Below are 25,300 nucleotides of genomic sequence, written 5' to 3'. Positions count from 1 at the left end.
CTGCGCTGTTGGCTGAGGAACGGGTCCTCTGCTGGTCGGTGGGGGTGTGGACGTTCCCGTCTACGCGGCCGTAGCCGTTGCCGTCCTGCTCGTGCTGGGCCCGCAGCACCTGGCAGACGCCACCGCCCCTCTGTCTGACGCCGCGCGCGCCGCAGGCGCCGACTGGCTGGCACCGGTCGTACGGGTGGGCGCCGCGGTGGCCGCGCTCGGTCACTCCTCGCCCTGATCCTCGGTGTCTCACGCACGACCCTGGCCATGGCCCGGGACCGGCACCTCCCGCACGCCCTGGCCGCCGTCCACCCGAAGTTCCGGGTGCCGCACCGCGCCGAACTCGTGGTCGGCGCCGTCGTCGCCGTACTCGCCGCGACCGCCGACGTACGCGGGGCGATCGGCTTCTCCTCCTTCGGCGTGCTCGCCTACTACGCCATCGCCAACGCCTCCGCCTGGACCCTCGCCCCGGACGAGGGCCGACCGGCGCGGATCATCCCGGTCGTCGGGCTGGCCGGCTGCCTCGTCCTCGCCTTCGCCCTCCCGGCCTCCTCGGTGATTTCCGGCGCCGCGGTGCTGGGCATCGGCGCCGCCGCCTACGGGGTACGCCGTGCGCTGACCGCCCGCGGCGTGTGACCGCCGCGAACACGTATCCGGGGTGGTCAACCGGTGCGGCGGGAGCGGGTCAGAGCCCGCCCGCCCAGGGCGGTGCCGGCCAGCCCGAGCAGCAGGGCCACGTAGGCGCCGCCGAGCCCGTTGCCGGTGCCGAGTCCACCGTCAGCGGTGGTCGCGACCAGCCCGCCGAGAGCCATGGCGATTAGCCCCGCGACTACGGCCGCCGTGGCCCCGAGCGACCCGTTGGCAATGCCGAGACGACCGGCGGGTCGGGTCAGCGCCAGTACGGCGATGACCACGGCGGCCAGCCCCAGCAGCCCGCCGGTGGTGGCTCCGAGCCTTCCGAGGCTGAAGTCGGTCACGCCGGCGGCTACAGGCTGGACCGAGGCGTGCGCTGCCGCTGGTGTGGCAAGAGCAAGACCGAGACCGCCGAGCAGGGCGGTCGCGGAGGCGGCGAACAGGCGACGAGCGGACATCAAGGTGCTCCTTCTCTTTCCACGACTGGATGTGCTTCGAGCATGTCGGCCGGGCCCCTGGCAGGTCGTCCAGCAGGCGCAGACACTTCGCGCTACCACGCACGCGGCACGTGCTGCGGAGCTACTGCGTGCGTGGTAGCCGGGCGCTCGTCCGCGAGCGGGATTCGCCCGCAGCGACCCCGGGCTACGGTGCGCGCATGAACAATGTGCGGTTCCGCGTTCGGGCCGGTGTCAGGGACTGGCTGATCGCCGTCGGGGTGGCGGGGGCGCTGCTGGTCACCGGAGTGTCCGGGCAGCACTCCGCCACGGGGCTCGACCTGCTCGGATACGTGTTGCTGGCAGTCGGCGGCCTGGGACTCGCCGCCGGACGGCGGGCTCCGGTTGCCGTCCTCGCCGTGACTGGGCTGTGTGCGGTGGGGTATCAAGCAGCGGGGTTCGATGTCGCGGCCGTCGCGTTCCTCTTCGCGGTGTACGCGGCGATGCGGGCGGGACACCGCCTCGTCACGGTGGTGACCAGCGTGGCCGTGCTGGCCTCGCTCCCCCTCGCGGCCCTGGTGTCGGGCCTGCACGACACGGGCGAGGCGTTCGCGCAGGCCCGGGGCGCCCTCCAAATCGCCTGGCTCATCGCGGCCGGCGCCGCTGGTGAAGCCCTCCGGCAGGCCGAGCAGCGGGCGGACGAAGCCGAGCGCACCCGCGAGGAGACGGCGCGGCGCCGTGCCGACGAGGAACGGCTGCACATCGCGCGGGAGCTGCACGATTCGCTCACCCATCAGATCTCGGTGATCAAGGTGCAGTCCGAAGCCGCCGTCCATGTGGCCCGCAAGCGCGGCGAACCGGTCCCGGAGGCCCTGCTGGCGATCCGGGAAGCCGGCCGGGAGGCGTCACGGGAGCTGCGCGCCACCCTGGAGGCCCTGCGCGACGACGACACCACCCCACCGCACGGCCTCGACCACATCCCCGAACTGGTGGAACGCGCCGGCAAGACCGGTGTGCAGGCGACGCTGACGATCCAGGGCCGGCAGCACGGCGTACCGGCCGCGGTGGGCCGCACCCTCTACCGGATCGTCCAGGAGTCCCTCACCAACATCGCCCGTCACGCGGACGCCACCACGGCATCCGTCCACATCGACTACCGCCCCGACGCCGTCGCCCTCCAGATCGACGACAACGGCAAGGCCACACCGGACACCAACCCCGTGCCCGGCATCGGACTGCTCGGGATGCGCGAACGCGTCACCGCCCTCGGAGGCCGCCTCCGGGCAGCACCGCGTGACGAGGGCGGCTTCACCGTCCGGGCCGAACTCCCCGTGGAGCGTGCCTCGTGATCCGTGTCCTGCTGGTCGACGACCAGCCGCTCATCCGCAGCGGATTCCGCGCGTTCCTCGACCTCGAAGACGACATCGAGGTCGTGGCCGAAGCCGCCAACGGCCAGGAAGGCCTGGTGCTCGCCAGAGAACACCTGCCCGACGTCGCACTCATCGACATCCAGATGCCGGTCCTCGACGGCATCGAGACTACCCGGCGCATCGCGGCCGACCCGGCGCTGGCCGGCGTCCACGTCGTCATCCTCACCAACTACGGCCTGGACGAATACGTCTTCGACGCCCTGTCCGCGGGGGCCGCCGGATTCCTCGTCAAGGACATCGTGCCGGAGGACTTCCTCCACGCCGTACGCGTGGCCGCGCGCGGCGACGCCCTCCTCGCACCCTCGATCACCCGCAAACTGATCAACCGGTACGTCACCCAGCCGCTCCCCACCGACACGGGCACAGTGCTCGAAGGCTTGACCAGCCGAGAACGGGAGGCCGTCGTTCTGGTTGCGCACGGCCTGTCCAATGACGAGATCGCGGCTCGCATGGTGATCAGCCCGCTGACCGCGAAGACCCACGTCAACCGGGCCATGACCAAGCTCCATGCCCGCGACCGCGCCCAGCTCGTGATCCTCGCCTACGAATCCGGCTTGGTAACCCCGCGCAGCTCGCCACCCCACCCCGGGTAGATACACCGCAAGGCTCGTATCGTGCTGTGATGTGCGAGGTCAGAGGCTTGGCAGGATCGGCCGAATCGCAGATTTCGACTCTGCGACCCGGTGCGATCGTCCACTGTGTACGGCCTCTTGAGGCCGTCAGACTGCCCACATGACTGACACCGAACATTCGGCTGCTGCCCTGACGCGCGGACGGCGGCCGTGATCGGTGTGACTTCGGACAAGAGCCCCGTGGCATCCGCACGGCTGCAATCGGCACCGCTGGTCTTCGGCGCCGGCGCCCTGGTGGGTGTGCTGGGCGGGATGATCGGTCTGGGCGGCGCGGAGTTCCGGCTCCCGCTGCTGATCGGGATGTTCGGGTTCGCGGCGTTGTCGGCGGTCATCCTGAACAAGGCGATGAGCCTGGTCGTCGTGGTCACCGCCCTGCCCGCCCGCCTGGCAGCGGTCTCCTTCGGTGAGCTGGGCGCCCACTGGCCCATCGCGGTCAACCTGCTGGCCGGAAGCCTGCTCGGCGCATGCGCCGGAGCCTCATGGGCCGTGCGGATGCGGTCGGCCACCCTCTACAAAGTCCTCGTGATCCTCATGGTCGGCATGGCCGCCGCGCTCGTCGTCACGCACACCACCGCCCTGGGCTCGCTCTCCCTGCCGACCGCCGTTCAGGTGGTGGCCGGAGTGGCTGCCGGGTTCGGTATCGGCGTGGTCGCCGCGATCATGGGCGTCGCAGGCGGAGAGCTGCTGATCCCCACGATCGTGCTGCTGTACGGGGCCGACATCAAGCTAGCGGGAAGCCTGTCCCTGCTGGTGTCCCTGCCCACGATGCTCGTCGCGTTCGCCCGCTACAGTCGCGACGGCAGCTTCGCGGTCCTCGGCGCCAACCTGCGCTTCGCCGGACTCATGGCCACGGGCTCGATTGTTGGTGCACTCCTCGGCGGGCTCCTGCTGGGGGTGATCCCCGACCTGGTCCTCATTCCCGCGCTCGCGGTCATCCTGCTGGTCTCGGCGGTCAAGGTCGCCCGCCACGACTGACCAGCGGGAGCCATCGGCCAAGTGCCTCTTTGGGACCGCGAATTCGCACAGACGCCGTGCCCTGTGGTGCAGGTCACAGGAGAGTCGTCTCGTGATTCGAGACGGCTTCGCGTCCATGTGGTGCAAGTGTTGCGCCGAAGGGCCTCCGGCCAGGGCATTCACCCGAGTTGGGGCACGCGGAGGGCACGGCAGGGGCTGAGAGGTCTAGACAACGAAGAAGGCCCAGGTCGGTGACCTGGGCCTTCGTATCTGAGCGGATGACGGGAATCGAACCCGCGCTATAAGCTTGGGAAGCTCATGTTCTACCATTAAACTACATCCGCGTACCGTTCCAGTCGCCTGGATTCGTAGCGTTGCTCACTCTACCTCATGATCGACCCCCGGTGAATTCACCGCGGGGTCGTTGTTGTGTGTGGGGTACAGCAAGGGTCGTGGGGGCGGGAGTTGGGGCGTAACGTACGGGTTCGGAGCGGCGGCTGGAGTGGGTCCCGATCATCCCCTAATGTGGCGATTCGTCGCAGTACGGCTTGCAGGGGAAAGGGACTCGATGGAGCACACCGTCGTCCGTTGTGCCGAAGGGCATGTTTTCAGCACCGCTTCGTTCCCGCTTCAGCACCTCGGGGCCGGCCGGATCGGGCCGGGGCGGTTGTTGCGGTGTCCGCGGTGCGCGCGGCTGCGGCATGCGGTGCCCGTGGGGTCCGCCGCCAAGCGGTAGGCGGGCGGCATACGCGACAGATGTACGGGTGGGCGCGCGGGGACCGCTCCGATTGGGGGTGGCCCGCGCGCTCTGCGTATCCTCGGGACGTGCTTCTCTCTGACAAAGACATCCGGGCCGAGATCGACAGCGGACGGGTTCGCATCGACCCGTTCGAGGAATCGATGGTGCAGCCCTCCAGCATCGATGTACGTCTCGACCGGTTCTTCCGGGTGTTCGAGAATCACCGCTACGCGCACATCGACCCCGCGACCGAGCAGCCGGACCTGACCCGCATGGTCGAGCCGGACGGGGACGAGGCGTTCATCCTCCACCCGGGTGAGTTCGTGCTCGCCTCGACGTACGAGGTCATCTCGCTGCCCGAGGACATCGCCTCCAGACTGGAGGGGAAGTCCAGCCTGGGCCGCCTAGGCCTGGTGACGCATTCGACCGCCGGGTTCATCGACCCCGGGTTCTCGGGGCACGTCACGCTCGAACTGTCGAACCTCGCCACGCTGCCGATCAAGCTCTGGCCGGGCATGAAGATCGGGCAGCTGTGCCTGTTCCGGCTCAGCTCGCCCGCGGAGTTCCCGTACGGGAGCGAGCGGTACGGATCGCGGTACCAGGGCCAGCGCGGCCCGACGGCCTCGCGCTCCTTCCAGAACTTCCACCGCACTCAGGTGAGGCACGAGGCATGAGTGAAGTACGCGAGAACCTGAATTACGAGGGCTTCGGGCGCGCCGTGCGCGAGCTGGCGCAGACCATCGCCGACGACGGCTACGAGCCCGACATCATTCTGAGCATCGCCCGCGGCGGGGTGTTCGTGGCCGGCGGCCTGGCCTACGCGCTCGACTGCAAGAACATCCACCTGGTGAACGTGGAGTTCTACACCGGGGTGGGTCAGACGCTTGAAATGCCCGTTATGTTGGCTCCCGTGCCTGAGGCGATCGACTTCACCAATAAGAAGGTGCTGATCGCCGACGACGTCGCCGACACCGGCAAGACGCTCAAGCTGGTGCACGACTTCTGCCTCGGGCACGTCGCCGAGGTCCGGTCGGCCGTGATCTACGAGAAGTCGCACAGCCTCGTGAAGTGCGAGTACGTGTGGAAGAAGACCGACGAGTGGATCAACTTCCCCTGGTCGGTCGAGCCGCCCGTGGTGAAGCGGGAGGGTCAGGTTCTCGACGCCTGATCGATCGATTCCGTCGATGTGCACGTACTGAGGGGCCCGCCGCGGCATGTTGCGCGGCGGGCCCCTCAGTACGTGCGAGGTGGGGAGGGCGAGGCTTCGGGCGGCTTAGATCGTGCCCAGTTTGATGATCGACAGGAGCGCGATCAGCTGGATCGCGGACGCGCCCAGTGCCTTCGGCCACGGCAGGTCGTGCGACTTGCTGACCAGTGAGGTGAAGAGGGCTCCGGCGGCCAGCCAGGTGGCCCAGCCCAGCACCTGGACGACCATGTTGTCGCCGCCGAGGAACACGGCGAACAGCAGGCGCGGTGCGTCGGTGACGGACATGACCAGCATCGACAGGCCCACGGTCGGCTGCCACGCGCCGTCGCCGCCCATCTGGCGGGCCAGGGTGTGCGTGACCGCGCCCAGGATCAGGCCGCAGATGACGAAGGCCACGCCCGTGGACAGGACGATCGGGACGGCCTGGGCGAGGGTCGCCTTGATCGCGTCCTCGCGGGCCTTGTCGAAGCCGAAGACCGCGAGCATCCCGTAGAGGAAGGTCACGATCAGCGCCGGACCCCAGACGGCGTAGTCGCGCATCTGGAGGAAGGTCGGCCCCGGCCGCATCACGATGCCGCGGAGGAGCTCCTTCCAGGGCAGCCGGGGGCCGGCCGGGGCGACCGGGGCCGCGCCCGCGTGGTACGTCGCGCCCTGGCTGTACGGGTCCTCGCCGATCGCGAAGGCCTGGGTGTACCCGGGGTTGTCCGCGTACGAGCCGCTCGCGTTCCCGCCGCCGGCTTGGCCGCCGCCCGGGCCGCCGCCTTGGCCGTACGGGGGCCGCGCGTGCGGCTGCTGCCCGTACGGGTCGAAGTACTCCGGCTCGCCCTGGCCCCCGGCGGCGGCCTGCTGGGGCCACTGCTGCTGCGGGGGAGGCCCGGCAGAGGGGTAGGGCTGCTGACCGTACGGTGCCTGCGGCGGTTGCTGCTGACCGTACGGCTGCTGCCGCGGGGGTTGTTGCGGGGTGCGGTTGTTGTCCCGGCCGCGTCCGATCCTGAATCCAGCCACGTGATCGAAAGTACCTGGTCCTGCGGGAGCCGGTGGCGGGGCGGCCCGAAACAGGGCCTTTGCTGCTGAGCTGTGACATCCCCTAGGGGAACCCCGGGGGGTTGTCCCCAGCTTGTTCGGGTGTCGGGTTTACGTGGCTGTGGGGGAGTCTGCGGGGGTTTGTTGCCTTGGCGATGGAATGCGGAGATGTCGGACAGGTGGCTTCGTGGATGCCGCCGCCGTCGCGGAGCCGTGACCCCGAGTACGAGAAGTTGGTGCGGACGGGCTGGGGTTCGCCGTGCCGTGGGGTGGCCAGGGCCTTTGCCTGGGCGGCGGGGTGGCGGGGCCGCTGCGCGGGGCCTTTCCCCCACCCCGCCCCTTCCCGAAAACCGGGGGCTGCGCCCCCGCGGCCCCGCGCACCCGGAGCGCTCGGGCTCGGCTTCGCCGTGGCGGCGTGGTGTGGCCAGGGCTGGGCCCATCGCCTGGCCGGCCGGGTGGCCAGCCGCTGCGCGGGGCCTTTTCCCCCTCCCCGCCCCTTCCCGAAACCGGGGGCTGTGCCCCCGGCCCCTGACACGCGGAACGGCCGGTCCCCCCGAGCGGGGGACCGGCCGTTCCGGTGTTCGTTCTGGTGCGCCTACTTGGCGCCCTCCGCCTCGGCCTCCGCGTCAGCGGTCGGCTCGGCCTTGGCTTCCGCGTCAGCAGTCGGCGCGGCCTTGGCTTCCGCTTCAGGGGTCGGCTCTGCCTTGGCCTTGGCCTCGGCCTCAGCGGTCGGCTCAGGCTTTGCCTCGGCGGCGGCCTCAGCCTCAGCCTCAGCCTCAGCCTCAGCCTCAGCCTCAGCCTCTGCCTCTGCCTCGGCCTTCGCCTTGGCTTCTGCCTCGGCCTTCGCCTTGGCTTCTGCGTCGGCCTTCGCCTTGGCTTCCGCGTCGGCCTTCGCCTTCGCGGCCGCCTCCGCCTCCGCCTCCGCAGCGGCCAGCGCCTCGGCAGCGGCCAGCGCCTCCGCGGTCGGCTCAGGGGCCTTCACCGACTCCAGCAGCAGCTGGGCCACGTCCACGACCTGCACGGACTCCTTGGCCTGGCCGTCGTTCTTCTTGCCGTTCACCGAGTCGGTCAGCATCACCAGGCAGAACGGGCAGGCGGTGGAGATGATGTCCGGGTTCAGGGACAGGGCCTCGTCCACGCGCTCGTTGTTGATGCGCTTGCCGATCCGCTCCTCCATCCACATCCGCGCGCCACCCGCGCCACAGCAGAAGCCCCGCTCCTTGTGGCGGTGCATCTCCTGCTGGCGCAGCCCCGGCACGGCCGACATGATCTCGCGCGGCGGCGTGTAGACCTTGTTGTGCCGGCCCAGGTAGCACGGGTCGTGGTACGTGATCAGGCCGTCGACCGGCGTCACCGGCGTCAGCCGGCCCTCGTCGATCAGGTGCTGGAGCAGCTGCGTGTGGTGGATGACCTCGTACTCGCCGCCCAGCTGCGGGTACTCGTTCGCGATGGTGTTGAAGCAGTGCGGGCAGGTCGAGACGATCCGCTTCGCCGACTTCGGCTTCTTCGTCGCCGGGTCCTCGTCGTCCTCACCGAAGGCCATGTTCAGCATGGCCACGTTCTCCTGGCCGAGCTGCTGGAACAGCGGCTCGTTGCCCAGGCGGCGCGGGGAGTCGCCGGTGCACTTCTCGTCACCGCCCATGATCGCGAACTTGACGCCCGCGATGTTCAGCAGCTCCGCGAAGGCCTTCGTCGTCTTCTTGGCCCGGTCCTCCAGCGCGCCGGCGCAGCCGACCCAGTAGAGGTAGTCGAACTCGGAGAGGTCCTCCGCGTCCTTGCCGATGATCGGGACCTCGAAGTCGACCTCCTTGGTCCACTCGACCCGCTGCTTCTTGGCGAGACCCCAGGGGTTGCCCTTCTTCTCCAGGTTCTTGAGCATCGTGCCCGCCTCCGACGGGAACGCGCTCTCGATCATCACCTGGTAGCGCCGCATGTCGACGATGTGGTCGATGTGCTCGATGTCGACCGGGCACTGCTCCACGCACGCACCGCAGGTGGTGCAGGACCACAGGACGTCGGGGTCGATGACGCCGTTCTCCTCGACGGTGCCGATCAGCGGACGCTCGGCCTCCGCCAGGGCGGCCGCCGGGACGTCCTTCAGCTGCTCCGCCGTCGCCTTCTCGTTGCCCTCCATGTCCTTGCCGCCACCGGCCAGCAGGTACGGGGCCTTGGCGTGCGCGTGGTCGCGCAGCGACATGATCAGGAGCTTCGGGGAGAGGGGCTTGCCCGTGTTCCAGGCCGGGCATTGCGACTGGCAGCGCCCGCACTCGGTGCAGGTGGAGAAGTCGAGGATGCCCTTCCAGGAGAACTGCTCGACCTGGGAGACGCCGAAGACGTCGTCCTCGCCCGGCTCCTCGAAGTCGATCACCTTGCCGCCGCTGGTCATCGGCTGGAGCGCGCCCAGGGCGGACGCGCCCTCCGCGTTCCGCTTGAACCAGATGTTCGGGAAGCCGAGGAAGCGGTGCCAGGCCACGCCCATGTTGGTGTTCAGGCCGACCACGATCATCCAGATCATCGAAACGCTGATCTTGACCATCGCGGTGAAGTAGACGATGTTCTGCACGGTGCCGAGCGAGAGCCCCTTGAAGGCCAGCACCAGCGGGTACGAGGAGAAAAACGCGGGCTCGTAGCTGTCCACGTGGTGGAGCGCGCCCTCGAGGCCGCGCAGGATCAGCATCACGAGGCCGATGGTGAGGATGACGTACTCGACGAAGTACGCCTGACGGGCCTTCGAGCCCGCGAAGCGCGACTTGCGACCCGGCCGCGAGGGCAGGTTGAGCAGGCGGATCGCCATCAGGATCAGGATGCCGACGACGGTCATCAGACCGATGAACTCGATGTAGAGCTCGAACGGCAGCCAGTCCCCGACGATCGGCAGCAGGTAGTCCGCCTCGATGAGCTGCCCGTACGCCTGCCCCAGGATGGGAATCAGCGTCAGGAAGCCGATGGCGACGAACCAGTGGGCGAAGCCGACGATGCCCCAGCGGTTCATCCGGCTGTGGCCGAGGAACTCCCGGACCAGGGTGACCGTTCGTGCTGTCGGGTTGTCCGTGCGGCTGCCTGCCGGTACGGGCTGGCCGAGCTTCACGAACCGGTAGATCTGCGCCACGGCTCGGGTGAACAGCGCGACGCCGACCACGGTCAGAACCAGCGACACGATGATCGCGGCGAGTTGCATGGGCGGGCTCCTCGGGCGGCACTTACTAAGCGGTAACTTATTTAGTCAAGGCTTGAGGTTACCCATTCCCGACGCCGCAATGTAGCCGGTCGTGCGGTGATCTGTGTCGCTCAGGCGTGCCTTTGCTTATAGGCCGCCCGAGGGGTCTGGGCCAGGATCGCCAGATCCATCCCCAGCCAATGGCTCTCCACATAGTGTCGGTCCAGCAGGTCCATTTCCTCCCACGGTAGGCCGGAGCGCGCGCTCACCTGCCACAAACCGGTCATACCAGGTCTTACGAGGAGCCGGTCCGGGCGGTCCGTCCCCGGCTCGGGGCGTGGGCCGACCAGTGACATCTCACCCCGGAGCACATTGAGGAGCTGGGGCATCCCGTCCAGGGCAGTCCGCTCCACAGCCGCCCCGAGCCGCCCCGATCCTCCATCGGTCAGCAGCCGCCAGGTCCGGAACGGCCGGCCGCCCAGACCGGCCGCGGGCTGCCTCCTGAAAACCCGCGCGCCCTGGGTCGCGTACAGCAGCCCGGAGATCAGCAGGAGCGGGACGGCGAACACTCCGGCCAGCAGCAGCGCCCCGACGAGGTCCAGCAGTCGCTTGGCCGAGCAGTCGGGCAGCCGTCGCGGCCTCGGGAACTCCGCGAGCCGCCGCGGCACGCGGAGCCGGGGGAGCCGGGGGAGCGGCGGTGGTTGCAGCGGCAGCAGGCGCATGGGGGCACGGTGCCCGAAGGGCGGCCCGCTCCCCGGGCGCCGCGCGGCGGTGGCCGCCGGGGGTCGCCCGCTCGGCTGCGTCGGCGGCAGGGGGCGCATCCCGCCGACGGCCGGGAGCGCACCCCCGTCGCCGACGCAGTCGGCCGCAGGGGCGGTCACCGCAGCTCCACTGAGCGTAAGGCCCGGATAAAAGTTGAGCCCCCTCCGCTCAGCTCTGTTGACGCAGTCGCAGCCGATGGTGCATGGTTGAGTCTGTTGCACTCAAGTCAGTTGGAGGAATTGAAATGGCACGTGCGGTCGGCATCGACCTGGGCACCACTAACTCCGTCGTCAGCGTTCTCGAAGGCGGCGAGCCCACCGTCATCACCAACGCCGAGGGCGCCAGGACCACGCCGTCCGTCGTCGCCTTCGCCAAGAACGGCGAGGTCCTCGTAGGCGAGGTCGCCAAGCGCCAGGCGGTCACGAACGTGGACCGCACCATCCGCTCCGTCAAGCGCCACATGGGCACTGACTGGAAGATCAACCTGGATGGCAAGGACTTCAACCCGCAGCAGATGAGCGCCTTCATCCTGCAGAAGCTGAAGCGCGACGCCGAGGCGTACCTGGGTGAGAAGGTCACGGACGCGGTCATCACCGTCCCGGCCTACTTCAACGACTCCGAGCGCCAGGCGACGAAGGAAGCCGGCGAGATCGCGGGCCTCAACGTCCTGCGCATCGTCAACGAGCCGACGGCCGCCGCCCTGGCCTACGGCCTCGACAAGGACGACCAGACCATTCTCGTCTTCGACCTCGGTGGCGGCACCTTCGACGTGTCGCTCCTGGAGATCGGCGACGGTGTCGTCGAGGTCAAGGCCACCAACGGTGACAACCACCTCGGTGGTGACGACTGGGACCAGCGCGTCGTCGACTACCTGGTGAAGCAGTTCCAGAACGGCCACGGCGTCGACCTGTCCAAGGACAAGATGGCGCTCCAGCGTCTGCGCGAGGCCGCCGAGAAGGCGAAGATCGAGCTGTCCTCCTCCACGGAGACCTCGATCAACCTGCCCTACATCACGGCTTCCGCCGAGGGTCCGCTGCACCTGGACGAGAAGCTCACGCGCTCGCAGTTCCAGCAGCTGACCGCGGACCTGCTCGACCGCTGCAAGACCCCGTTCCACAACGTCATCAAGGACGCGGGTATCAACCTGTCCGAGATCGACCACGTGGTCCTGGTCGGCGGCTCCACCCGTATGCCGGCCGTCGCCGAGCTCGTCAAGGAGCTCACCGGCGGCCAGGACGCCAACAAGGGCGTCAACCCGGACGAGGTCGTCGCCATCGGCGCCACCCTCCAGGCCGGTGTGCTCAAGGGTGAGGTCAAGGACGTCCTGCTCCTCGACGTGACCCCGCTGTCCCTCGGTATCGAGACCAAGGGCGGCATCATGACCAAGCTCATCGAGCGCAACACGACCATCCCGACCAAGCGGTCGGAGATCTTCACGACGGCCGAGGACAACCAGCCGTCCGTGCAGATCCAGGTCTACCAGGGTGAGCGCGAGATCGCGGCGTACAACAAGAAGCTCGGCATGTTCGAGCTGACCGGCCTGCCGCCGGCCCCGCGTGGCGTCCCGCAGATCGAGGTCTCCTTCGACATCGACGCGAACGGCATCATGCACGTCACGGCCAAGGACCTCGGCACGGGCAAGGAGCAGAAGATGACCGTCACCGGCGGCTCTTCGCTCGGCAAGGATGAGGTCGACCGCATGCGCCAGGAGGCGGAGCAGTACGCGGACGAGGACCACCGTCGCCGTGAGGCCGCCGAGTCCCGCAACCAGGGCGAGCAGCTCGTCTACCAGACGGAGAAGTTCGTCAAGGACAACGAGGACAAGGTCCCGGCCGACGTTAAGTCCGAGGTCGAGGCCTCGGTCGCCGAGCTGAAGGAGAAGCTCAAGGGCGAGGACACGGCCGAGATCCGCTCCGCCACGGAGAAGCTGGCCGCGGTCAGCCAGAAGCTCGGCCAGGCGATCTACGCCGACGCCCAGGCTTCCCAGGCCGCCGGCGGCGCCTCCGCCGGTGACGCCCACCAGGCCAAGGCCGATGACGATGTCGTCGACGCCGAGATCGTCGACGACGAGAAGCCGAAGGGTGGCGCTGCCTGATGCCGGAGGAGACCCCGGGCTTCGAGGAGAAGCCTGAAGTCCCCACCGGCACCAACGCGGACGACGCCGCAGCCGAGCCGAAGGCCGCCGACTCCTCCAAGGAGGAGGCGGCGGCCCCGGCCGGGGACGCAACAGCAGCTGAGGCCCTCAGCAAGGAAACCGCTCTCCTGGCACAGCTGGACCAGGCCCGCACCGCGCTCGGCGAGCGCACCGCGGACCTCCAGCGGCTCCAGGCGGAGTACCAGAACTACCGCCGCCGTGTGGAGCGGGACCGGATCGCCGTCAAGGAGATCGCGGTCGCGTCCCTCCTGACGGAACTGCTCCCGACCCTGGACGACATCGGCCGGGCGCGGGATCATGGCGAGCTGGTCGGCGGCTTCAAGTCGGTGGCCGAATCGCTGGAGACGGCCGCGGCCAAGATGGGCCTCCAGCAGTTCGGCAAGGAGGGCGAGCCCTTCGACCCGACGATCCACGAGGCCCTGATGCACTCGTACGCGCCGGACGTCACCGAGACGACCTGCGTGGCGATCCTGCAGCCGGGGTACCGGATCGGCGAGCGTACGATCCGTCCCGCGCGGGTCGCGGTGGCCGAGCCCCAGCCGGGCGCGGCCCCCGCCGCCAAGTCCGAGTCCGCGGACGGCGACACGCCGTCTGACAAGGACACGGATGCCCCCGAAAAGGGCTGACGCACCGCATTTGGAGACACTGCAAGTAGAGGCACGAGAGGAGGGCCACCGGGGATGAGCACGAAGGACTTCGTCGAGAAGGACTACTACAAGGTCCTCGGTGTCCCGAAGGACGCGACCGAGGCCGAGATCAAGAAGGCGTACCGGAAGCTCGCACGCGAGTTCCACCCGGATGCCAACAAGGGCGACGCCTCGGCCGAGGAGCGCTTCAAGGAGATCTCCGAGGCGAACGACATCCTCGGCGACGCGAAGAAGCGCAAGGAGTACGACGAGGCGCGCGCCCTGTTCGGCAACGGGGGCTTCCGCCCCGGCCCGGGCGGGGCCGGCGGCTCGTTCAACTTCGACCTCGGCGACCTCTTCGGCGGCACCCAGCAGGGTGGCGGCGCGGGCGGCGGCTTCGGCGGCGGCCTGGGCGATGTCTTCGGCGGCCTCTTCAACCGGGGCGGCGCCGGTGCCGGTACGGGGACCCGTACCCAGCCGCGCCGCGGCCAGGACATCGAGTCCGAGGTCACGCTGTCCTTCACGGAGGCGGTGGACGGGGCGACCGTCCCGCTCCGCATGTCCTCCCAGGCTCCCTGCAAGGCCTGTTCGGGCACCGGCGACAAGAACGGCACACCCCGCGTGTGCCCGACCTGCGTCGGCACCGGCCAGGTCTCGCGGGGCAGTGGCGGCGGCTTCTCGCTGACCGACCCCTGCGCCGACTGCAAGGGCCGCGGCCTGATCGCCGAGACCCCCTGCGACATCTGCAAGGGCAGCGGCCGGGCCCGCAGCTCCCGAACCATGCAGGTCCGGATCCCGGCGGGCGTCTCCGACGGCCAGCGGATCCGGCTGCGCGGCAAGGGCGCGCCGGGCGAGCGCGGCGGTCCCGGCGGCGACCTCTACGTCGTGGTCCACGTCGACAGCCACCCGGTGTTCGGCCGCAAGGACGACAACCTGACGGTGACCGTGCCGGTCACCTTCACGGAGGCGGCCCTCGGCGCCGACATCAAGGTCCCCACCCTGGGCGGCCCGTCGGTGACGCTGAAGCTCCCGCCGGGCACGCCCGGCGGCCGTACGATGCGGGCGCGCGGCAAGGGAGCGGTCCGCAAGGACGGCACCCGCGGCGACCTGCTGGTGACGATCGAGGTGGCTGTTCCGGCGGAACTGTCGGACAAGGCCCGCGAGGCGCTGGAGATGTACCGCGAGGCGACGGAGTCGGAAGACCCGCGCAGCGCGCTGTTCGAGTCCGCGAAGGGAGCATGACATGGACGGCCGCCGACGCAATCCGTATCAACTGACCGATGAGACACCGGTCTACGTGATCTCGGTGGCCGCCCAGCTCTCGGGCCTGCACCCGCAGACCCTCCGCCAGTACGACCGCCTCGGCCTGGTCTCCCCGGACCGCACGGCCGGCCGCGGCCGGCGCTACTCGGCCCGTGACATCGAACTGCTCCGCACGGTGCAGGCGCTGTCCCAGGACGAGGGCATCAACCTGGCGGGCATCAAACGGATCATCGAGCTGGAGAACCAGGTGGCCGCGCTCCAGCAGCGCGTCGCCGAGCTCTCGGCGGCGGTGGACGGCGCCGCCGCCGTGCTCCAGCAGCGCGAGGCCCAGGTGCACGCCTCGTACCGGCGCGACCTGGTCCCGTACCAGCCGCCGCAGCCGGGCAACGCCCTGGTCGTCTGGCGCCCCAAGCGCCCGATGGACTGACACCGGCCCGTACGCACCACGCACGCGAAGGCCCCGCCCGGATCCCGGGTCGGGGCCTTCGCTGTCAGGCGTCAGGCGTCAGGCGTCAGGCGTCAGGCGTCAGGCGTCAGGCGTCAGGCGTCAGGGGTCAGGCGTCAGGCGTCAGGGGTCAGGGGTCAGGGGTCAAGCATCAGGGTCGATTTCCGGCCAGCGGCAGCCGCCGGCCGCCGCGCCTCCACCCCTCAGCCCTCCACCCCTCGGCACTCCTCCTCCTGCAGCTGCGGCGGCCCCGACCCGTGCAGGATCCCCGACTGGGCGATGAGGAAGCCGAGTTGGGCCCGGCTCCCGCTGCCCAGCGCGGTGGCCAGCTTCGCGATGTGTGCCCGGCAGGTGCGTACGTTCATCCCCAGCCGGCGCGCGATGGCCTCGTCCACATGCCCCTCGACGAGCAGCTGGGCGATGGAACGCTGCACACCGGAGATGCCCTCCGGCATGTGTGTGTACGTGACCTCGTCGCGCAACGGCACAGCCCGGCGCCACAGTTGCTCGAACACCTTGATGAGATAGTCGACCAGGCCCGGGTGGCGGAGCTCCAGCGCCATCCGCCGGTCGTCGCTGACCGGGATGAAGGCGACGGTGCGGTCGAAGATGATGAGACGCTCGATCAGTTCCTCAAGCGTGCGGATCTCCACCTTCCCGGCGGACATCCGGTCCACGTACGCGAGGGTGCCCTGGCTGTGCCGCGCGGTGTGCTGGTAGAGCGTCCTTAAACTGATGCCGCGGTCGATCAGCGGGGCGTCCCGCTCCAGGGCCTGTGTCAGGGCGAGAGAGGGCCGGGCCCCGCCCGGCTGGACCGTCAGCACCTCGGTGTGGCACTCCGCGGTCGCCAGGTCGAGGGCGGCGTTGATCCGCTCGAAGCCCTCCAGGACCGTGATGGCGTGCGTGTTGGCCGGGTTCTGGGCGCTGATGGTCAGGAACGGCTCGAAAGCATCGGTGAGATCTACAGCGCTGCGACGGCGGTCCTGGATCTCACGTTCAATCGGATGGAGCCGTTGGGCCAGTGCGACGGATGGGGGAACCGGACGGAGCTGGTTCGCGTCATCCGGATCAGGCTGCAGCAGAGCGAATTCCAGCAGGCAGGGGGCATGCTGCACCTCGCTCCGAGCGATCCGGCCGGTGCTGAGCGCGGCCGCGTAGAGGCGGGTCCCCTCGCTGCACATGGACGTGACGGAGTGGGGATGTGTCGGGATTGTCATGCTTTTGGGCAAATCTCCACCCCCCAGGGTCCTGAACATGCAAGAACATGATGCATCGTCCCTGTGGCATTGACGTGCCTGAATGAGCCATCGTCTGACAGGCGGGGGAGAGGATTCCATCAAGTGAGGACGAAGCCGACCATGTATAAGAGAATGCTTCGCTCGGCGCTTGCCGTTGTTTTCTCCGCTGTTGCGGCCTTTGGGGCAGTTAGTGCCGTTGAGAGTGACGCGGGGAGCGCTCGGGCCGACGACACCGGCTGGACCACCGGGCCGATAGGCAAGTCGGACACCGGCTGGACGGCCCTGCCGGCCAGTGACACCGGTTGGACGGCTCTGCCGGCCATCGCTCCGGCGGGCAAGCCGGACACCGGCTGGACGGCTCTGGAAGACAGCGACACCGGCTGGACCAGTGAGCCGGCGGGCAAGACGGACACCGGCTGGACGGCTCTGCCGGCCAGTGACACGGGCTGGACGATCGTGCCCGTCACCGCACTTGTGATGGCCGTCTGATGACCCCCGACGACCGAGACTTCCGACGCGAGATGGCATCGGCGTACCGGTCGGGGTGGCAGTTCATCGATCTCGCCACTGCCATCCCCCACACCGGCGATTCGTTGATGGTCACCCTGTTCGGCCAACCGATCGTCGTCGTGCGCGAGGAGGACGAGGACGTACGCGCCTACCGCTGCCTGCGCCGCCCCCGCGGTGCGCCGCAGCCCGTCCGCTGCGAAGTGCGGTACGGCATGGTCTTCGTCAACCTCGATCAGCGCGACCACCAGCTCTTCGAACCCGATATCACCACCGCCACCCCCCGCAGTGCCTGACGCGATTCCCCCGTCGTTGCAGATCGCTCAGGCGCTACCCCCACACAGCGGCGCCATCGTGGACCTGACCACGATGGCGCCGCTGTGATGTCCGCGTCCAGTAGTTGAATCGGACAATCAGCCGGGGAAGACCGCCGGCCTGGGGAAGGCCGCCGGCCTGGGGAAGGCCGCCGGTGAGGCCGCCGGCCGGGCAGGGCACGCCCAGGCATGCGCAGGCCACGCCCAGGCATGCGCAGGCCACGCGCCGGGACACGACACCGGCAGGCTCACGCCCGGCCCATCGCCCGGTCCAGCGTGATCTCCAGGACCACCCGGTCCGGATTGGGCGAGGGCGCCCGCCCGTACCGCTCCGCGTAGCGCGCCACGGCCTCGGCCACCGACGCCTCGTCCGTGCACACCACCGCGCGCCCCTCCAGCGTCGCCCAGCGGCGCCCCTCCATCTGGCACACCGCGACCCGGGCCGAGCCGTCCGGCCCCGTCGCCTGCGCGGCCAGTATGTTGCGGACCTTCTTGCTGTGCTTGTTGCTGATCACCCGCGCGAGCCCCGCCTCGGGGTCATAGGTCACCCCCACCGGCACCACGTGCGGGCTGCCGTCCGGGCGCGGGGTGGTCAGGGTGCAGACGTGCCGCTCCCGCCAGAAGGCGAGGTACTCGGGCGTCGGGTTCAGTACGTCGAGAGACATGCGCTGAAGGGTAACGAGGCTCGCCTTGAGTGGAATAGACTCAACTTTGTGCAGGTTCCTCATGGCAGAGTCTGTGCAGTACGCATGAACCGTACGGAGAGGAGAAGTCGCACGTGGATGCCGAGCTGACCAACAAGAGCCGGGACGCGCTGAACTCAGCCACCAGCAGGGCCGTCAAGGACGGCCACGCGGACCTGACCCCCGCGCACCTGCTGCTGGCCCTGCTCGCCGGCGAGGACAACGAGAACCTCGTCGACCTCCTCGCCGCCACCGAGGCCGACCTTGCGGCCGTACGGAGCGGCGCGGAGCGGCTGCTGGCCGCCCTGCCCAGCGTCACCGGTTCCACCGTCGCACCCCCGCAGCCGACCCGCGACCTGCTCGCCGTACTCGCCGAGGCCGACGCGCAGGCCGGGAAGCTGGGCGACGACTACCTCTCCACCGAACACCTGCTCATCGCCATCGCCGCCAAGGGCGGCGCGGCCGGTGAAGTCCTTTCCACCCAGGGCGCGACGGCCAAGAAGCTGCTGACCGCCTTCCAGAACGCACGAGGAGGCCGGAGGGTGACCACCCCCGACCCCGAGGGCCAGTACAAGGCCCTGGAGAAGTTCGGCACCGATTTCACCGCCGCCGCCCGCGAGGGCAAGCTCGACCCGGTCATCGGCCGCGACCACGAGATCCGCCGCGTCGTCCAGGTCCTGTCCCGCCGTACGAAGAACAACCCGGTGCTCATCGGCGAGCCCGGCGTCGGCAAGACGGCCGTCGTCGAGGGCCTGGCCCAGCGCATCGTCAAGGGCGACGTCCCCGAGTCCCTGAAGAACAAGCGCCTCGTCGCCCTGGACCTCGGCGCGATGGTCGCGGGCGCCAAGTACCGCGGCGAGTTCGAGGAGCGCCTGAAGACCGTCCTCGCGGAGATCAAGTCGAGCGACGGCCAGATCATCACCTTCATCGACGAGCTGCACACTGTCGTCGGCGCGGGCGCCGGCGGCGATTCGGCCATGGACGCGGGCAACATGCTCAAGCCCATGCTGGCGCGCGGTGAGCTGCGCATGGTCGGCGCGACCACGCTCGACGAGTACCGCGAGCGGATCGAGAAGGACGCGGCGCTGGAGCGGCGCTTCCAGCAGGTGCTGGTCGCCGAGCCGACCGTGGAGGACACCATCGCGATCCTGCGCGGCCTCAAGGGCCGCTACGAGGCCCACCACAAGGTCGTCATCAACGACAGCGCGCTGGTGGCCGCCGCGACCCTCTCGGACCGGTACATCACCTCCCGCTTCCTCCCAGACAAGGCCATCGACCTGGTCGACGAGGCCGCGTCCCGCCTCCGCATGGAGATCGACTCCTCCCCCCTGGAGATCGACGAGCTCCAGCGCTCGGTGGACCGCCTGCGGATGGAGGAGCTGGCGCTGAAGAACGAGTCCGACCCGGCCTCGCTGGAGCGCCTGGACAAGATCCGCAAGGACCTGGCGGACAAGGAGGAGGACCTGCGGGGCCTCACCGCCCGCTGGGAGAAGGAGAAGCAGTCCCTCAACCGCGTCGGCGAGCTCAAGGAGCGCCTGGACGACCTGCGCGGCCAGGCGGAGCGCGCCCAGCGCGACGGCGACTTCGACTCCGCCTCCAAGCTGCTCTACGGGGAGATCCCGGCGCTGGAGCGCGAGCTGGCGGAGGCCACCGAGGCCGAGGCGGAGGCGGAGGCCTCCGAGAGGACCATGGTCAAGGACGAGGTCGGCCCCGACGACATCGCGGACGTGGTGGGCGCCTGGACGGGCATTCCCGCCGGCCGCCTGCTGGAGGGCGAGACCCAGAAGCTGCTGCGCATGGAGGCCGGGCTGGGCCGCCGCCTGATCGGCCAGGGCGAGGCCGTACGGGCCGTCTCCGACGCCGTGCGCCGCACCCGCGCCGGCATCGCGGACCCGGACCGCCCCACGGGCTCGTTCCTCTTCCTGGGCCCGACGGGCGTGGGCAAGACGGAGCTGGCCAAGGCCCTCGCGGACTTCCTCTTCGACGACGAGCGGGCCATGGTCCGCATCGACATGTCGGAGTACGGCGAGAAGCACAGCGTGGCCCGCCTCGTCGGCGCCCCGCCCGGCTACGTGGGCTACGAGGAGGGCGGCCAGCTCACCGAGGCCGTCCGCCGCCGCCCGTACTCCGTCGTGCTCCTGGACGAGGTCGAGAAGGCCCACCCCGAGGTCTTCGACATCCTGCTCCAGGTCCTGGACGACGGCCGCCTCACGGACGGCCAGGGCCGCACCGTGGACTTCCGCAACACCATCCTGGTCCTGACCTCGAACCTGGGCAGCCAGTTCCTGGTGGACCCGGCGATCTCGGCCGAGGACAAGAAGGCCAGGGTCCTGGACCTGGTCCGCGGGTCCTTCAAGCCGGAATTCCTCAACCGCCTCGACGACCTGGTGGTCTTCTCCGCCCTGACCAAGGACGAGCTGGCCCACATCGCCGAGCTCCAGATCGGCGGCCTCGCGAAGCGGCTGGCCGACCGCCGCCTGACCCTGGACGTCACCCCCGACGCCCTGGCCTGGCTGGCGGACAAGGGCAACGATCCCGCGTACGGCGCCCGCCCACTGCGCCGCCTGATCCAGACGGCCATCGGCGACCGGCTGGCCAAGGAGATCCTGTCGGGCGAGGTCAAGGACGGCGACACGGTACGGGTCGACGTGGCGGGTGAGGACCTGCTGGTCGGCAAGGCTCTCTGACCAGGCCGGACGGCCGTCCGGCCTGGTCACCCGGGCCTTACTCCTGTCCGCCCGGAGCGGATCGTACGTGCGGGGCTGGACACGGGGTAGGAGCCATGGGGGAGGATGACATCATCCGCACGAAGGGAAGTACACGGTGAGCATCGACCCGGCCTCGATTCCGAACTTCGGAGGGCAGCAGCCCGATCCGCAGGCCACAGGACCGGCGGGCCCCGTCGTCCCCGACCAGGATCTGGTCAAGCAGCTGCTCGACCAGATGGAGCTCAAGTACGTCGTCGACGACGAGGGTGACCTCGCGGCGCCGTGGGAGGAATTCCGCACGTACTTCATGTTCCGCGGCGAAGACGAGCAGCAGGTCTTCTCGGTGCGGACCTTCTATGACCGTCCGCACAAGATCGACGAGAAGCCGCAGCTCCTCGAGTCGATCGACGACTGGAACCGCCGCACGCTGTGGCCGAAGGTCTACAGCCACACGCACGACGACGGTTCCGTCCGCCTGATCGGCGAGGCGCAGATGCTGATCGGCACCGGCGTCAGCCTGGAGCACTTCGTCTCCTCCACGGTCAGCTGGGTCCGCGCGTCCATCGAGTTCGACAAGTGGCTCGTGGAGCAGCTCGGCCTGGAGCACGACGTCGACTCCTCCGATGGCGACGAGGACACCGGCGACGAGGACACCGGCGACGACACCAACTAGTCGTCCCGGCTAATCGTCCCGGTCACAGCGGTACTTTGGCCACGAGGAGCAGGTACACCCCGTAGCCGCAGGAGAGCCCGGCCAGAACCGCGGTCACCATGACCGCGGTGCGCGGCCGGGCTCTCGCCATGACGGCGGCCACCGGCAGCAGCAGCGGGAACGCGGGCACCAGGAAGCGCGGCTTCGATTCGAAGAACCCGGCCCCGCCGAAGGTGATCAGCATCAGCACCCCGGTGTACGCGAGCACCGCCAGCGGCATTCGGTCCAGCGCCAGCAGCACCGCCAGCAGCACCGCCGCGGCCAGCACCGCCACGGTCACGGTGGTGGCGAGCGGTACGTGCCCGCCGCTGACCACCTTCTCCGCCGAGCGCAGCGCCCCGACGCCGAAGTCGAAGCGGGAGCCCCAGCGCCGCTGCACCGTGAAGTACCCGCCGAGCGGATCCCGCCCGCGCGCCCCCACGGCCAGGACGTACGCCGCCCAGCCCATCGGGGCCAGCAGCCCGGCCGCCCACACCTCGGGCGCGCGGGATCTTCGTAAGGCCAGCTCGTGCAGCGCCATGACGGAGACGGCGGCGGCCACCGCGATCCCCGTCGGCCGGGTCAGCCCGGCGAGCACCGACAGGCCGGCCGCCCACAGCCAGCGCCCGCACAGCAGGGCGTACAGGGTCCACGCGGCCAGCGCGGCGAGCAGCGCCTCCGTGTAGCCGAGGGTCAGCACCACCGAGTGCGGCAGTACCGCCCACAGCGCCACCAGCAGCACCCCGCCGCGCGGCCCGAGCAGCCTCGCCCCGACCCGGTGGACCCCGACGGCGGCCAGCGCGGCGGCGGCCCAGGCGACCGCGAGCCCGGCGGAGGCGGTGCCCCCGGCCAGCCGCACGAGCAGTGGGTACAGCGGGAAGAATGCGTAGTCGCTCTGCACGGACCCGGTGTCCGCCCACATCTGGGTCCGCCCGTACCCGTGTGCGGCGATGTGCAGGTACCAGACGGAGTCCCAGGACCCCCCGAGCACCTTGACGGGGCTCTTCCCCGCCCACCAGGCCCCGGCGGCGAGCACCAGCACCCCGGCGCCGCGCACGGCGGCGAACACCCCGAGCGCGACCGCCGCGGCCGGTGCGGCCGTGTTGACGGTCCGTACGGAGACGGTGGTCACGTCAGCCGCTGGAGGCGGGTGACGGCCTCTTCCAGGACGGCCGTCTTCTTGCAGAAGGCCCAGCGCACCTGGGTGGCTCCGGCGGACTTGTCGTCGTAGAAGACCTGGTTGGGGATGGCGACGACCCCGCAGCGTTCGGGGAGGGCGCGGCAGAAGGCGAGGCCGTCCTTCTCGCCGAGGGGCGCGATGTCGGTGGTGATGAAGTACGTGCCCTGGGGGCGGTAGACCTCGAAGCCGGCCGCGGCGAGGCCGTCGGCGAGGAGGTCGCGCTTGGCGGCCAGCTCGGCGCGAAAGGCGTCGTAGTACGTGTCGGGCAGGGCGAGCGCCTCGGCGACGGCGTACTGGAAGGGGCCGGAGGAGACGTAGGTCAGGAACTGCTTCGCCGAGCGGACCGCGGTGATCAGGGCGGGCGGGGCCGTCACCCAGCCGACCTTCCAGCCGGTGAAGGAGAAGGTCTTGCCGGCCGAGGAGATGGTCACCGTGCGCTCGCGCATGCCGGGCAGGGAGGCCAGCGGGGTGTGGGAGCCCTCGAAGACCAGGTGTTCGTAGACCTCGTCGGTGATGACCAGGAGGTCGTGGCGCACCGCGAGGTCCGCGATCGCCGCGAGTTCGGCCGGGGTCAGGACCGTGCCCGTCGGGTTGTGCGGGGTGTTCAGCAGGAGCAGCCGGGTGCGCGGGGTGATGGCGTCCTGAAGGGCGTCAATGTCGGGGCGGAAGTCCGGGGCGCGCAGCGTCAGCGGGACGCGGACCGCGCCGGCCATGGCGATGCAGGCCGCGTACGAGTCGTAGAAGGGTTCGAGGGCGATGACCTCGTCGCCGGGTTCGAGGAGGGCGAGGAGGGCGGCGGCGATGGCCTCCGTCGCGCCGGCCGTGACGAGGACCTCGGTGTCCGGGTCGTAGGGGAGGCCGTAGAAGCGCTGCTGGTGGGCGGCGACGGCGGTGCGCAGCTCCGGGATGCCGGGGCCCGGCGGGTACTGGTTGCCGAGGCCGGAGAGGACCGCGCGGGAGGCCGCCTCCGCGATCTCCGCCGGGCCGTCGGTGTCGGGGAAGCCCTGTCCGAGGTTGATCGACCCGGTGCGGGCGGCCAGCGCCGACATCTCCGCGAAGATCGTCGTGCCGAAGGCCGCCAGGCGGCGGTTGAGGAAGGGGCGGCTGCCGCCCACGGGTGCGCTCATGAGCGCCATCCTGGGGTGAACCTCTGGAGTTGCTCAAGTGTGCTTTGGCGGTGGTGGCCTGGGGGCATCCCCCCTTCACACGGGACGCGGGGGTCCCGGGCCCCGGGGGACCGGGGAGTGAGAGAGGGGGCGAGGACATGATCCTGGCCGTAGTGATCGTGAGTGTGGTGGTCCTCATCTGCCTGTTGGCCGTCGGTTCCCGGAGCAAGGGGTCCGTCGGCGGGAAGTCCGGATCACGCGGGCGGGGGCGGGGCGCCGGGAGCGGTAACAGCTGGTGGTCCGGCGACGGCGGGTCCTCGTCCTCCTCTGGTTCCTCGTCCTCCTGCGGGTCGTCCTCGTCCTGCGGGGGATCGTCCTCCTCCTGCGGCGGAGGAGGGTGCGGGTCCAGCTGACACGGGGCAGCCGGCACCGCGTACGTGAGGGCGCCCGGCGGCGCAACTGCCGTCGGGCGCCCTCTTGTTAGGCCTCTTGTTGGGGCCGCCGATTCGGGGTCGCGTTACGGCGTACGGGCGGCATGTGTTTGAACACGTGAACCGGGGAGCCCCCGGGGGGATGTAAACCCCGTCAAGTTGGGTAAAAACGCTGTGAGTGCCGTGCCTTTCATGATTCCCTCGGTTGAGTAGACCAGTCCTCGGACCTCCCTGGACTTCCTGTGGACCCGTGCCGGTGTCCCCCCACCCGTTGACTACCGCTGGCGGGCCCCGGCCCATCTCCCTCGCGCGTTTGCGGAGCCGACTCATGCTCACGACCCTCCAGACCACCTACACCGACACGCGTGCCGCCGATCTCGCCTGGGCCCTGGGTCGGGAGCGGCTGCCCGCCCTGGCCGTACTGAACCTCGAACTGTCCGGTGCCAACGTGGAATTGCGTCTGCTCGGGGCCTCCCATCAGGTGCTCCTGGAGGAGGGCGCGGTGCGCTGTTCGGAGACGGTCGCCTGTATGCCCGGCAGCAGTACGTCGCTGCCGCTCGGCGTGGCCAAGCGGGTGGGTGACTGGGAGTACGAGTTCGCCGCGCGGGTCGAGACCCTGTCCCGCGGCTCCTTCGCAGGGCGGGCGCAGGAGCTGCTCGCCCTGGTCGCTGACCACCCGAACGGGCTCGCCGGGACCTTCCCGGGCATCCCGCACGCCTTCACCGCCCTGCTCGCGCAGCGCTACGAGGGGCAGGTGCGGTGGCGGACCTGGCACGCGTACCCGCAGGAGGGTCAACTGGTCGCCACCCGCACCCGGGTGGGCGTACGGACGGGCGCGGCGACCGGGGCCCCGGAGCCGGCGGCGCTGTAGCGCGGGATCCGGCGCGGTGCCGGCGCGCGGGCGTGGGCCGGTGCCGGCGCGTGGGCGTGGGCGTGGGCCGGGCGGTGGGCGGTGGGCGGTGGGCGGGCGTGGGCCGAGCGGTGGACGGCGTGG

Annotated in this window: 21 protein-coding genes, 1 tRNA gene and 2 pseudogenes; 15 read left to right on the top strand and 9 right to left on the bottom strand. The window is 70.0% G+C overall.

Annotation, left to right across the window (positions count from 1 at the left end; all coding sequences use genetic code 11):
- Positions 1–43: 43 nt before the first annotated feature.
- Positions 44–624: pseudogene (locus tag J7I97_RS04595) on the top strand (amino acid permease); the annotation flags it as partial.
- A gap of 26 nt (positions 625–650) precedes the next feature.
- Here J7I97_RS04595 and J7I97_RS04590 read toward each other — a convergent pair.
- Complete coding sequence (locus J7I97_RS04590; protein WP_214931087.1) at positions 651–1,079, bottom strand: DUF6223 family protein; 429 nt, start codon at positions 1,077–1,079, stop codon at positions 651–653.
- Positions 1,080–1,276: 197 nt separating this feature from the next.
- Between J7I97_RS04590 and J7I97_RS04585 the strand changes: the two genes are divergently transcribed.
- The 3 genes from J7I97_RS04585 (at position 1,277) to J7I97_RS04575 (ending at position 4,092) form a co-directional block, all read left to right on the top strand.
- On the top strand, positions 1,277–2,404 hold the full coding sequence (locus J7I97_RS04585; RefSeq protein ID WP_214931086.1) for a sensor histidine kinase: 1,128 nt from the start codon (positions 1,277–1,279) through the stop codon (positions 2,402–2,404).
- Positions 2,401–3,078, top strand: coding sequence for a response regulator transcription factor (locus tag J7I97_RS04580; RefSeq protein ID WP_214931085.1), 678 nt, complete (start codon positions 2,401–2,403; stop codon positions 3,076–3,078). The genes J7I97_RS04585 and J7I97_RS04580 overlap by 4 nt, the downstream gene beginning before the upstream one ends.
- 219 nt (positions 3,079–3,297) lie before the next feature.
- Entirely contained in the window at positions 3,298–4,092 is a 795-nt protein-coding gene (locus J7I97_RS04575; protein WP_308364333.1) for a sulfite exporter TauE/SafE family protein, read from the top strand.
- A gap of 252 nt (positions 4,093–4,344) precedes the next feature.
- On the opposite strand, the gene J7I97_RS04570 is transcribed toward J7I97_RS04575, so the two are convergent.
- Positions 4,345–4,415 (bottom strand) — tRNA-Gly (locus J7I97_RS04570).
- 481 nt (positions 4,416–4,896) lie between these two features.
- On the opposite strand from J7I97_RS04570, the gene dcd reads away from it, so the two are divergent.
- Both dcd and J7I97_RS04560 read left to right on the top strand, forming a co-directional pair.
- Positions 4,897–5,484 (top strand): dCTP deaminase, encoded by a 588-nt coding sequence (dcd, locus tag J7I97_RS04565; RefSeq protein WP_214931084.1) that lies wholly within the window; start codon positions 4,897–4,899, stop codon positions 5,482–5,484.
- Complete coding sequence (locus J7I97_RS04560) at positions 5,481–5,978, top strand: phosphoribosyltransferase (RefSeq protein ID WP_214931083.1); 498 nt, start codon at positions 5,481–5,483, stop codon at positions 5,976–5,978. The genes dcd and J7I97_RS04560 overlap by 4 nt, the downstream gene beginning before the upstream one ends.
- 105 nt (positions 5,979–6,083) lie before the next feature.
- Here the strand turns inward: J7I97_RS04560 and J7I97_RS04555 are convergent, their stop codons facing one another.
- The 3 genes and pseudogenes from J7I97_RS04555 to J7I97_RS04545 form a co-directional block, all read right to left on the bottom strand.
- Positions 6,084–7,022, bottom strand: a complete 939-nt coding sequence (locus J7I97_RS04555) for a Yip1 family protein (protein WP_214931082.1) — start codon at positions 7,020–7,022, stop codon at positions 6,084–6,086.
- Positions 7,023–7,995: 973 nt separating this feature from the next.
- Positions 7,996–10,218: pseudogene (locus J7I97_RS04550) on the bottom strand ((Fe-S)-binding protein); the annotation flags it as partial.
- Positions 10,219–10,328: 110 nt separating this feature from the next.
- A complete protein-coding gene (locus J7I97_RS04545; RefSeq protein WP_308369136.1) occupies positions 10,329–11,078 on the bottom strand; it encodes a sugar transferase in 750 nt (249 codons plus the stop codon).
- 125 nt (positions 11,079–11,203) lie between these two features.
- Between J7I97_RS04545 and dnaK the strand changes: the two genes are divergently transcribed.
- Genes dnaK through J7I97_RS04525 form a run of 4 tightly spaced genes read left to right on the top strand, consistent with a single transcriptional unit; the run spans position 11,204 to position 15,430 of the window.
- On the top strand, positions 11,204–13,054 hold the full coding sequence (gene dnaK / locus J7I97_RS04540; protein WP_214931080.1) for a molecular chaperone DnaK: 1,851 nt from the start codon (positions 11,204–11,206) through the stop codon (positions 13,052–13,054).
- Positions 13,054–13,740 carry a nucleotide exchange factor GrpE gene (gene grpE / locus J7I97_RS04535; protein WP_214931079.1) on the top strand — a complete coding sequence of 229 codons (687 nt, stop codon included), beginning with the start codon at positions 13,054–13,056 and terminating at the stop codon, positions 13,738–13,740. Before dnaK ends, grpE begins: the two co-directional genes overlap by 1 nt.
- A gap of 54 nt (positions 13,741–13,794) precedes the next feature.
- Complete coding sequence (dnaJ, locus tag J7I97_RS04530; protein WP_214931078.1) at positions 13,795–14,982, top strand: molecular chaperone DnaJ; 1,188 nt, start codon at positions 13,795–13,797, stop codon at positions 14,980–14,982.
- A 1-nt stretch (position 14,983) separates the two neighbouring features.
- Positions 14,984–15,430, top strand: a complete 447-nt coding sequence (locus tag J7I97_RS04525) for a heat shock protein transcriptional repressor HspR (protein ID WP_214931077.1) — start codon at positions 14,984–14,986, stop codon at positions 15,428–15,430.
- A 221-nt stretch (positions 15,431–15,651) separates the two neighbouring features.
- On the opposite strand, the gene J7I97_RS04520 is transcribed toward J7I97_RS04525, so the two are convergent.
- Complete coding sequence (locus J7I97_RS04520; RefSeq protein ID WP_214931076.1) at positions 15,652–16,704, bottom strand: helix-turn-helix transcriptional regulator; 1,053 nt, start codon at positions 16,702–16,704, stop codon at positions 15,652–15,654.
- A gap of 84 nt (positions 16,705–16,788) precedes the next feature.
- Here J7I97_RS04520 and J7I97_RS04515 point away from each other — a divergent pair, with 84 nt between their 5' ends.
- Together J7I97_RS04515 and J7I97_RS04510 are read left to right on the top strand one after the other, a co-directional pair.
- The gene (locus tag J7I97_RS04515; RefSeq protein ID WP_214931075.1) at positions 16,789–17,175 is read left to right on the top strand and encodes a hypothetical protein; all 387 of its coding nucleotides are present in this window, start codon (positions 16,789–16,791) and stop codon (positions 17,173–17,175) included.
- On the top strand, positions 17,175–17,489 hold the full coding sequence (locus J7I97_RS04510) for a (2Fe-2S)-binding protein (RefSeq protein WP_214931074.1): 315 nt from the start codon (positions 17,175–17,177) through the stop codon (positions 17,487–17,489). The genes J7I97_RS04515 and J7I97_RS04510 overlap by 1 nt, the downstream gene beginning before the upstream one ends.
- Positions 17,490–17,755: 266 nt before the next feature.
- On the opposite strand, the gene J7I97_RS04505 is transcribed toward J7I97_RS04510, so the two are convergent.
- Positions 17,756–18,172, bottom strand: a complete 417-nt coding sequence (locus J7I97_RS04505) for a pyridoxamine 5'-phosphate oxidase family protein (protein WP_214931073.1) — start codon at positions 18,170–18,172, stop codon at positions 17,756–17,758.
- A gap of 113 nt (positions 18,173–18,285) precedes the next feature.
- Between J7I97_RS04505 and clpB the strand changes: the two genes are divergently transcribed.
- Together clpB and J7I97_RS04495 are read left to right on the top strand one after the other, a co-directional pair.
- The gene (gene clpB, locus J7I97_RS04500) at positions 18,286–20,877 is read left to right on the top strand and encodes an ATP-dependent chaperone ClpB (protein ID WP_214931072.1); all 2,592 of its coding nucleotides are present in this window, start codon (positions 18,286–18,288) and stop codon (positions 20,875–20,877) included.
- A gap of 136 nt (positions 20,878–21,013) precedes the next feature.
- Complete coding sequence (locus J7I97_RS04495) at positions 21,014–21,571, top strand: YbjN domain-containing protein (RefSeq protein WP_214931071.1); 558 nt, start codon at positions 21,014–21,016, stop codon at positions 21,569–21,571.
- Positions 21,572–21,593: 22 nt separating this feature from the next.
- Here the strand turns inward: J7I97_RS04495 and J7I97_RS04490 are convergent, their stop codons facing one another.
- Both J7I97_RS04490 and J7I97_RS04485 read right to left on the bottom strand, forming a co-directional pair.
- Positions 21,594–22,721: a mannosyltransferase family protein gene (locus tag J7I97_RS04490; protein ID WP_308364325.1), complete on the bottom strand. Its 1,128-nt coding sequence runs from the start codon at positions 22,719–22,721 to the stop codon at positions 21,594–21,596.
- Positions 22,718–23,905, bottom strand: coding sequence for a pyridoxal phosphate-dependent aminotransferase (locus J7I97_RS04485; protein WP_214931070.1), 1,188 nt, complete (start codon positions 23,903–23,905; stop codon positions 22,718–22,720). The genes J7I97_RS04490 and J7I97_RS04485 overlap by 4 nt, the downstream gene beginning before the upstream one ends.
- Positions 23,906–24,634: 729 nt before the next feature.
- On the opposite strand from J7I97_RS04485, the gene J7I97_RS04480 reads away from it, so the two are divergent.
- Positions 24,635–25,177: a DUF2617 family protein gene (locus tag J7I97_RS04480; RefSeq protein WP_214931069.1), complete on the top strand. Its 543-nt coding sequence runs from the start codon at positions 24,635–24,637 to the stop codon at positions 25,175–25,177.
- The last annotated feature ends 123 nt before the right edge of the window (positions 25,178–25,300 follow it).

Source organism: Streptomyces sp. ISL-87 (genome assembly GCF_018614095.1).
Classification (GTDB): domain Bacteria; phylum Actinomycetota; class Actinomycetes; order Streptomycetales; family Streptomycetaceae; genus Streptomyces.
Note: the sequence above shows the minus strand (reverse complement) of the source record. Positions and strands in the feature narration are given on the sequence as shown.

Excerpts from the sequence above, each read along its gene's own strand:
- J7I97_RS04590 (WP_214931087.1), bottom strand. The coding sequence starts at position 1,079 with ATGTCCGCTCGTCGCCTGTTCGCCGCCTCCGCGACCGCCCTGCTCGGC.
- J7I97_RS04585 (WP_214931086.1), top strand. The coding sequence starts at position 1,277 with ATGAACAATGTGCGGTTCCGCGTTCGGGCCGGTGTCAGGGACTGGCTG.
- J7I97_RS04560 (WP_214931083.1), top strand. The coding sequence starts at position 5,481 with ATGAGTGAAGTACGCGAGAACCTGAATTACGAGGGCTTCGGGCGCGCC.
- dnaK (WP_214931080.1), top strand. The coding sequence starts at position 11,204 with ATGGCACGTGCGGTCGGCATCGACCTGGGCACCACTAACTCCGTCGTC.
- grpE (WP_214931079.1), top strand. The coding sequence starts at position 13,054 with ATGCCGGAGGAGACCCCGGGCTTCGAGGAGAAGCCTGAAGTCCCCACC.
- dnaJ (WP_214931078.1), top strand. The coding sequence starts at position 13,795 with ATGAGCACGAAGGACTTCGTCGAGAAGGACTACTACAAGGTCCTCGGT.
- J7I97_RS04525 (WP_214931077.1), top strand. The coding sequence starts at position 14,984 with ATGGACGGCCGCCGACGCAATCCGTATCAACTGACCGATGAGACACCG.
- J7I97_RS04520 (WP_214931076.1), bottom strand. The coding sequence starts at position 16,704 with ATGTTCAGGACCCTGGGGGGTGGAGATTTGCCCAAAAGCATGACAATC.
- J7I97_RS04510 (WP_214931074.1), top strand. The coding sequence starts at position 17,175 with ATGACCCCCGACGACCGAGACTTCCGACGCGAGATGGCATCGGCGTAC.
- J7I97_RS04505 (WP_214931073.1), bottom strand. The coding sequence starts at position 18,172 with ATGTCTCTCGACGTACTGAACCCGACGCCCGAGTACCTCGCCTTCTGG.
- J7I97_RS04485 (WP_214931070.1), bottom strand. The coding sequence starts at position 23,905 with ATGGCGCTCATGAGCGCACCCGTGGGCGGCAGCCGCCCCTTCCTCAAC.
- J7I97_RS04480 (WP_214931069.1), top strand. The coding sequence starts at position 24,635 with ATGCTCACGACCCTCCAGACCACCTACACCGACACGCGTGCCGCCGAT.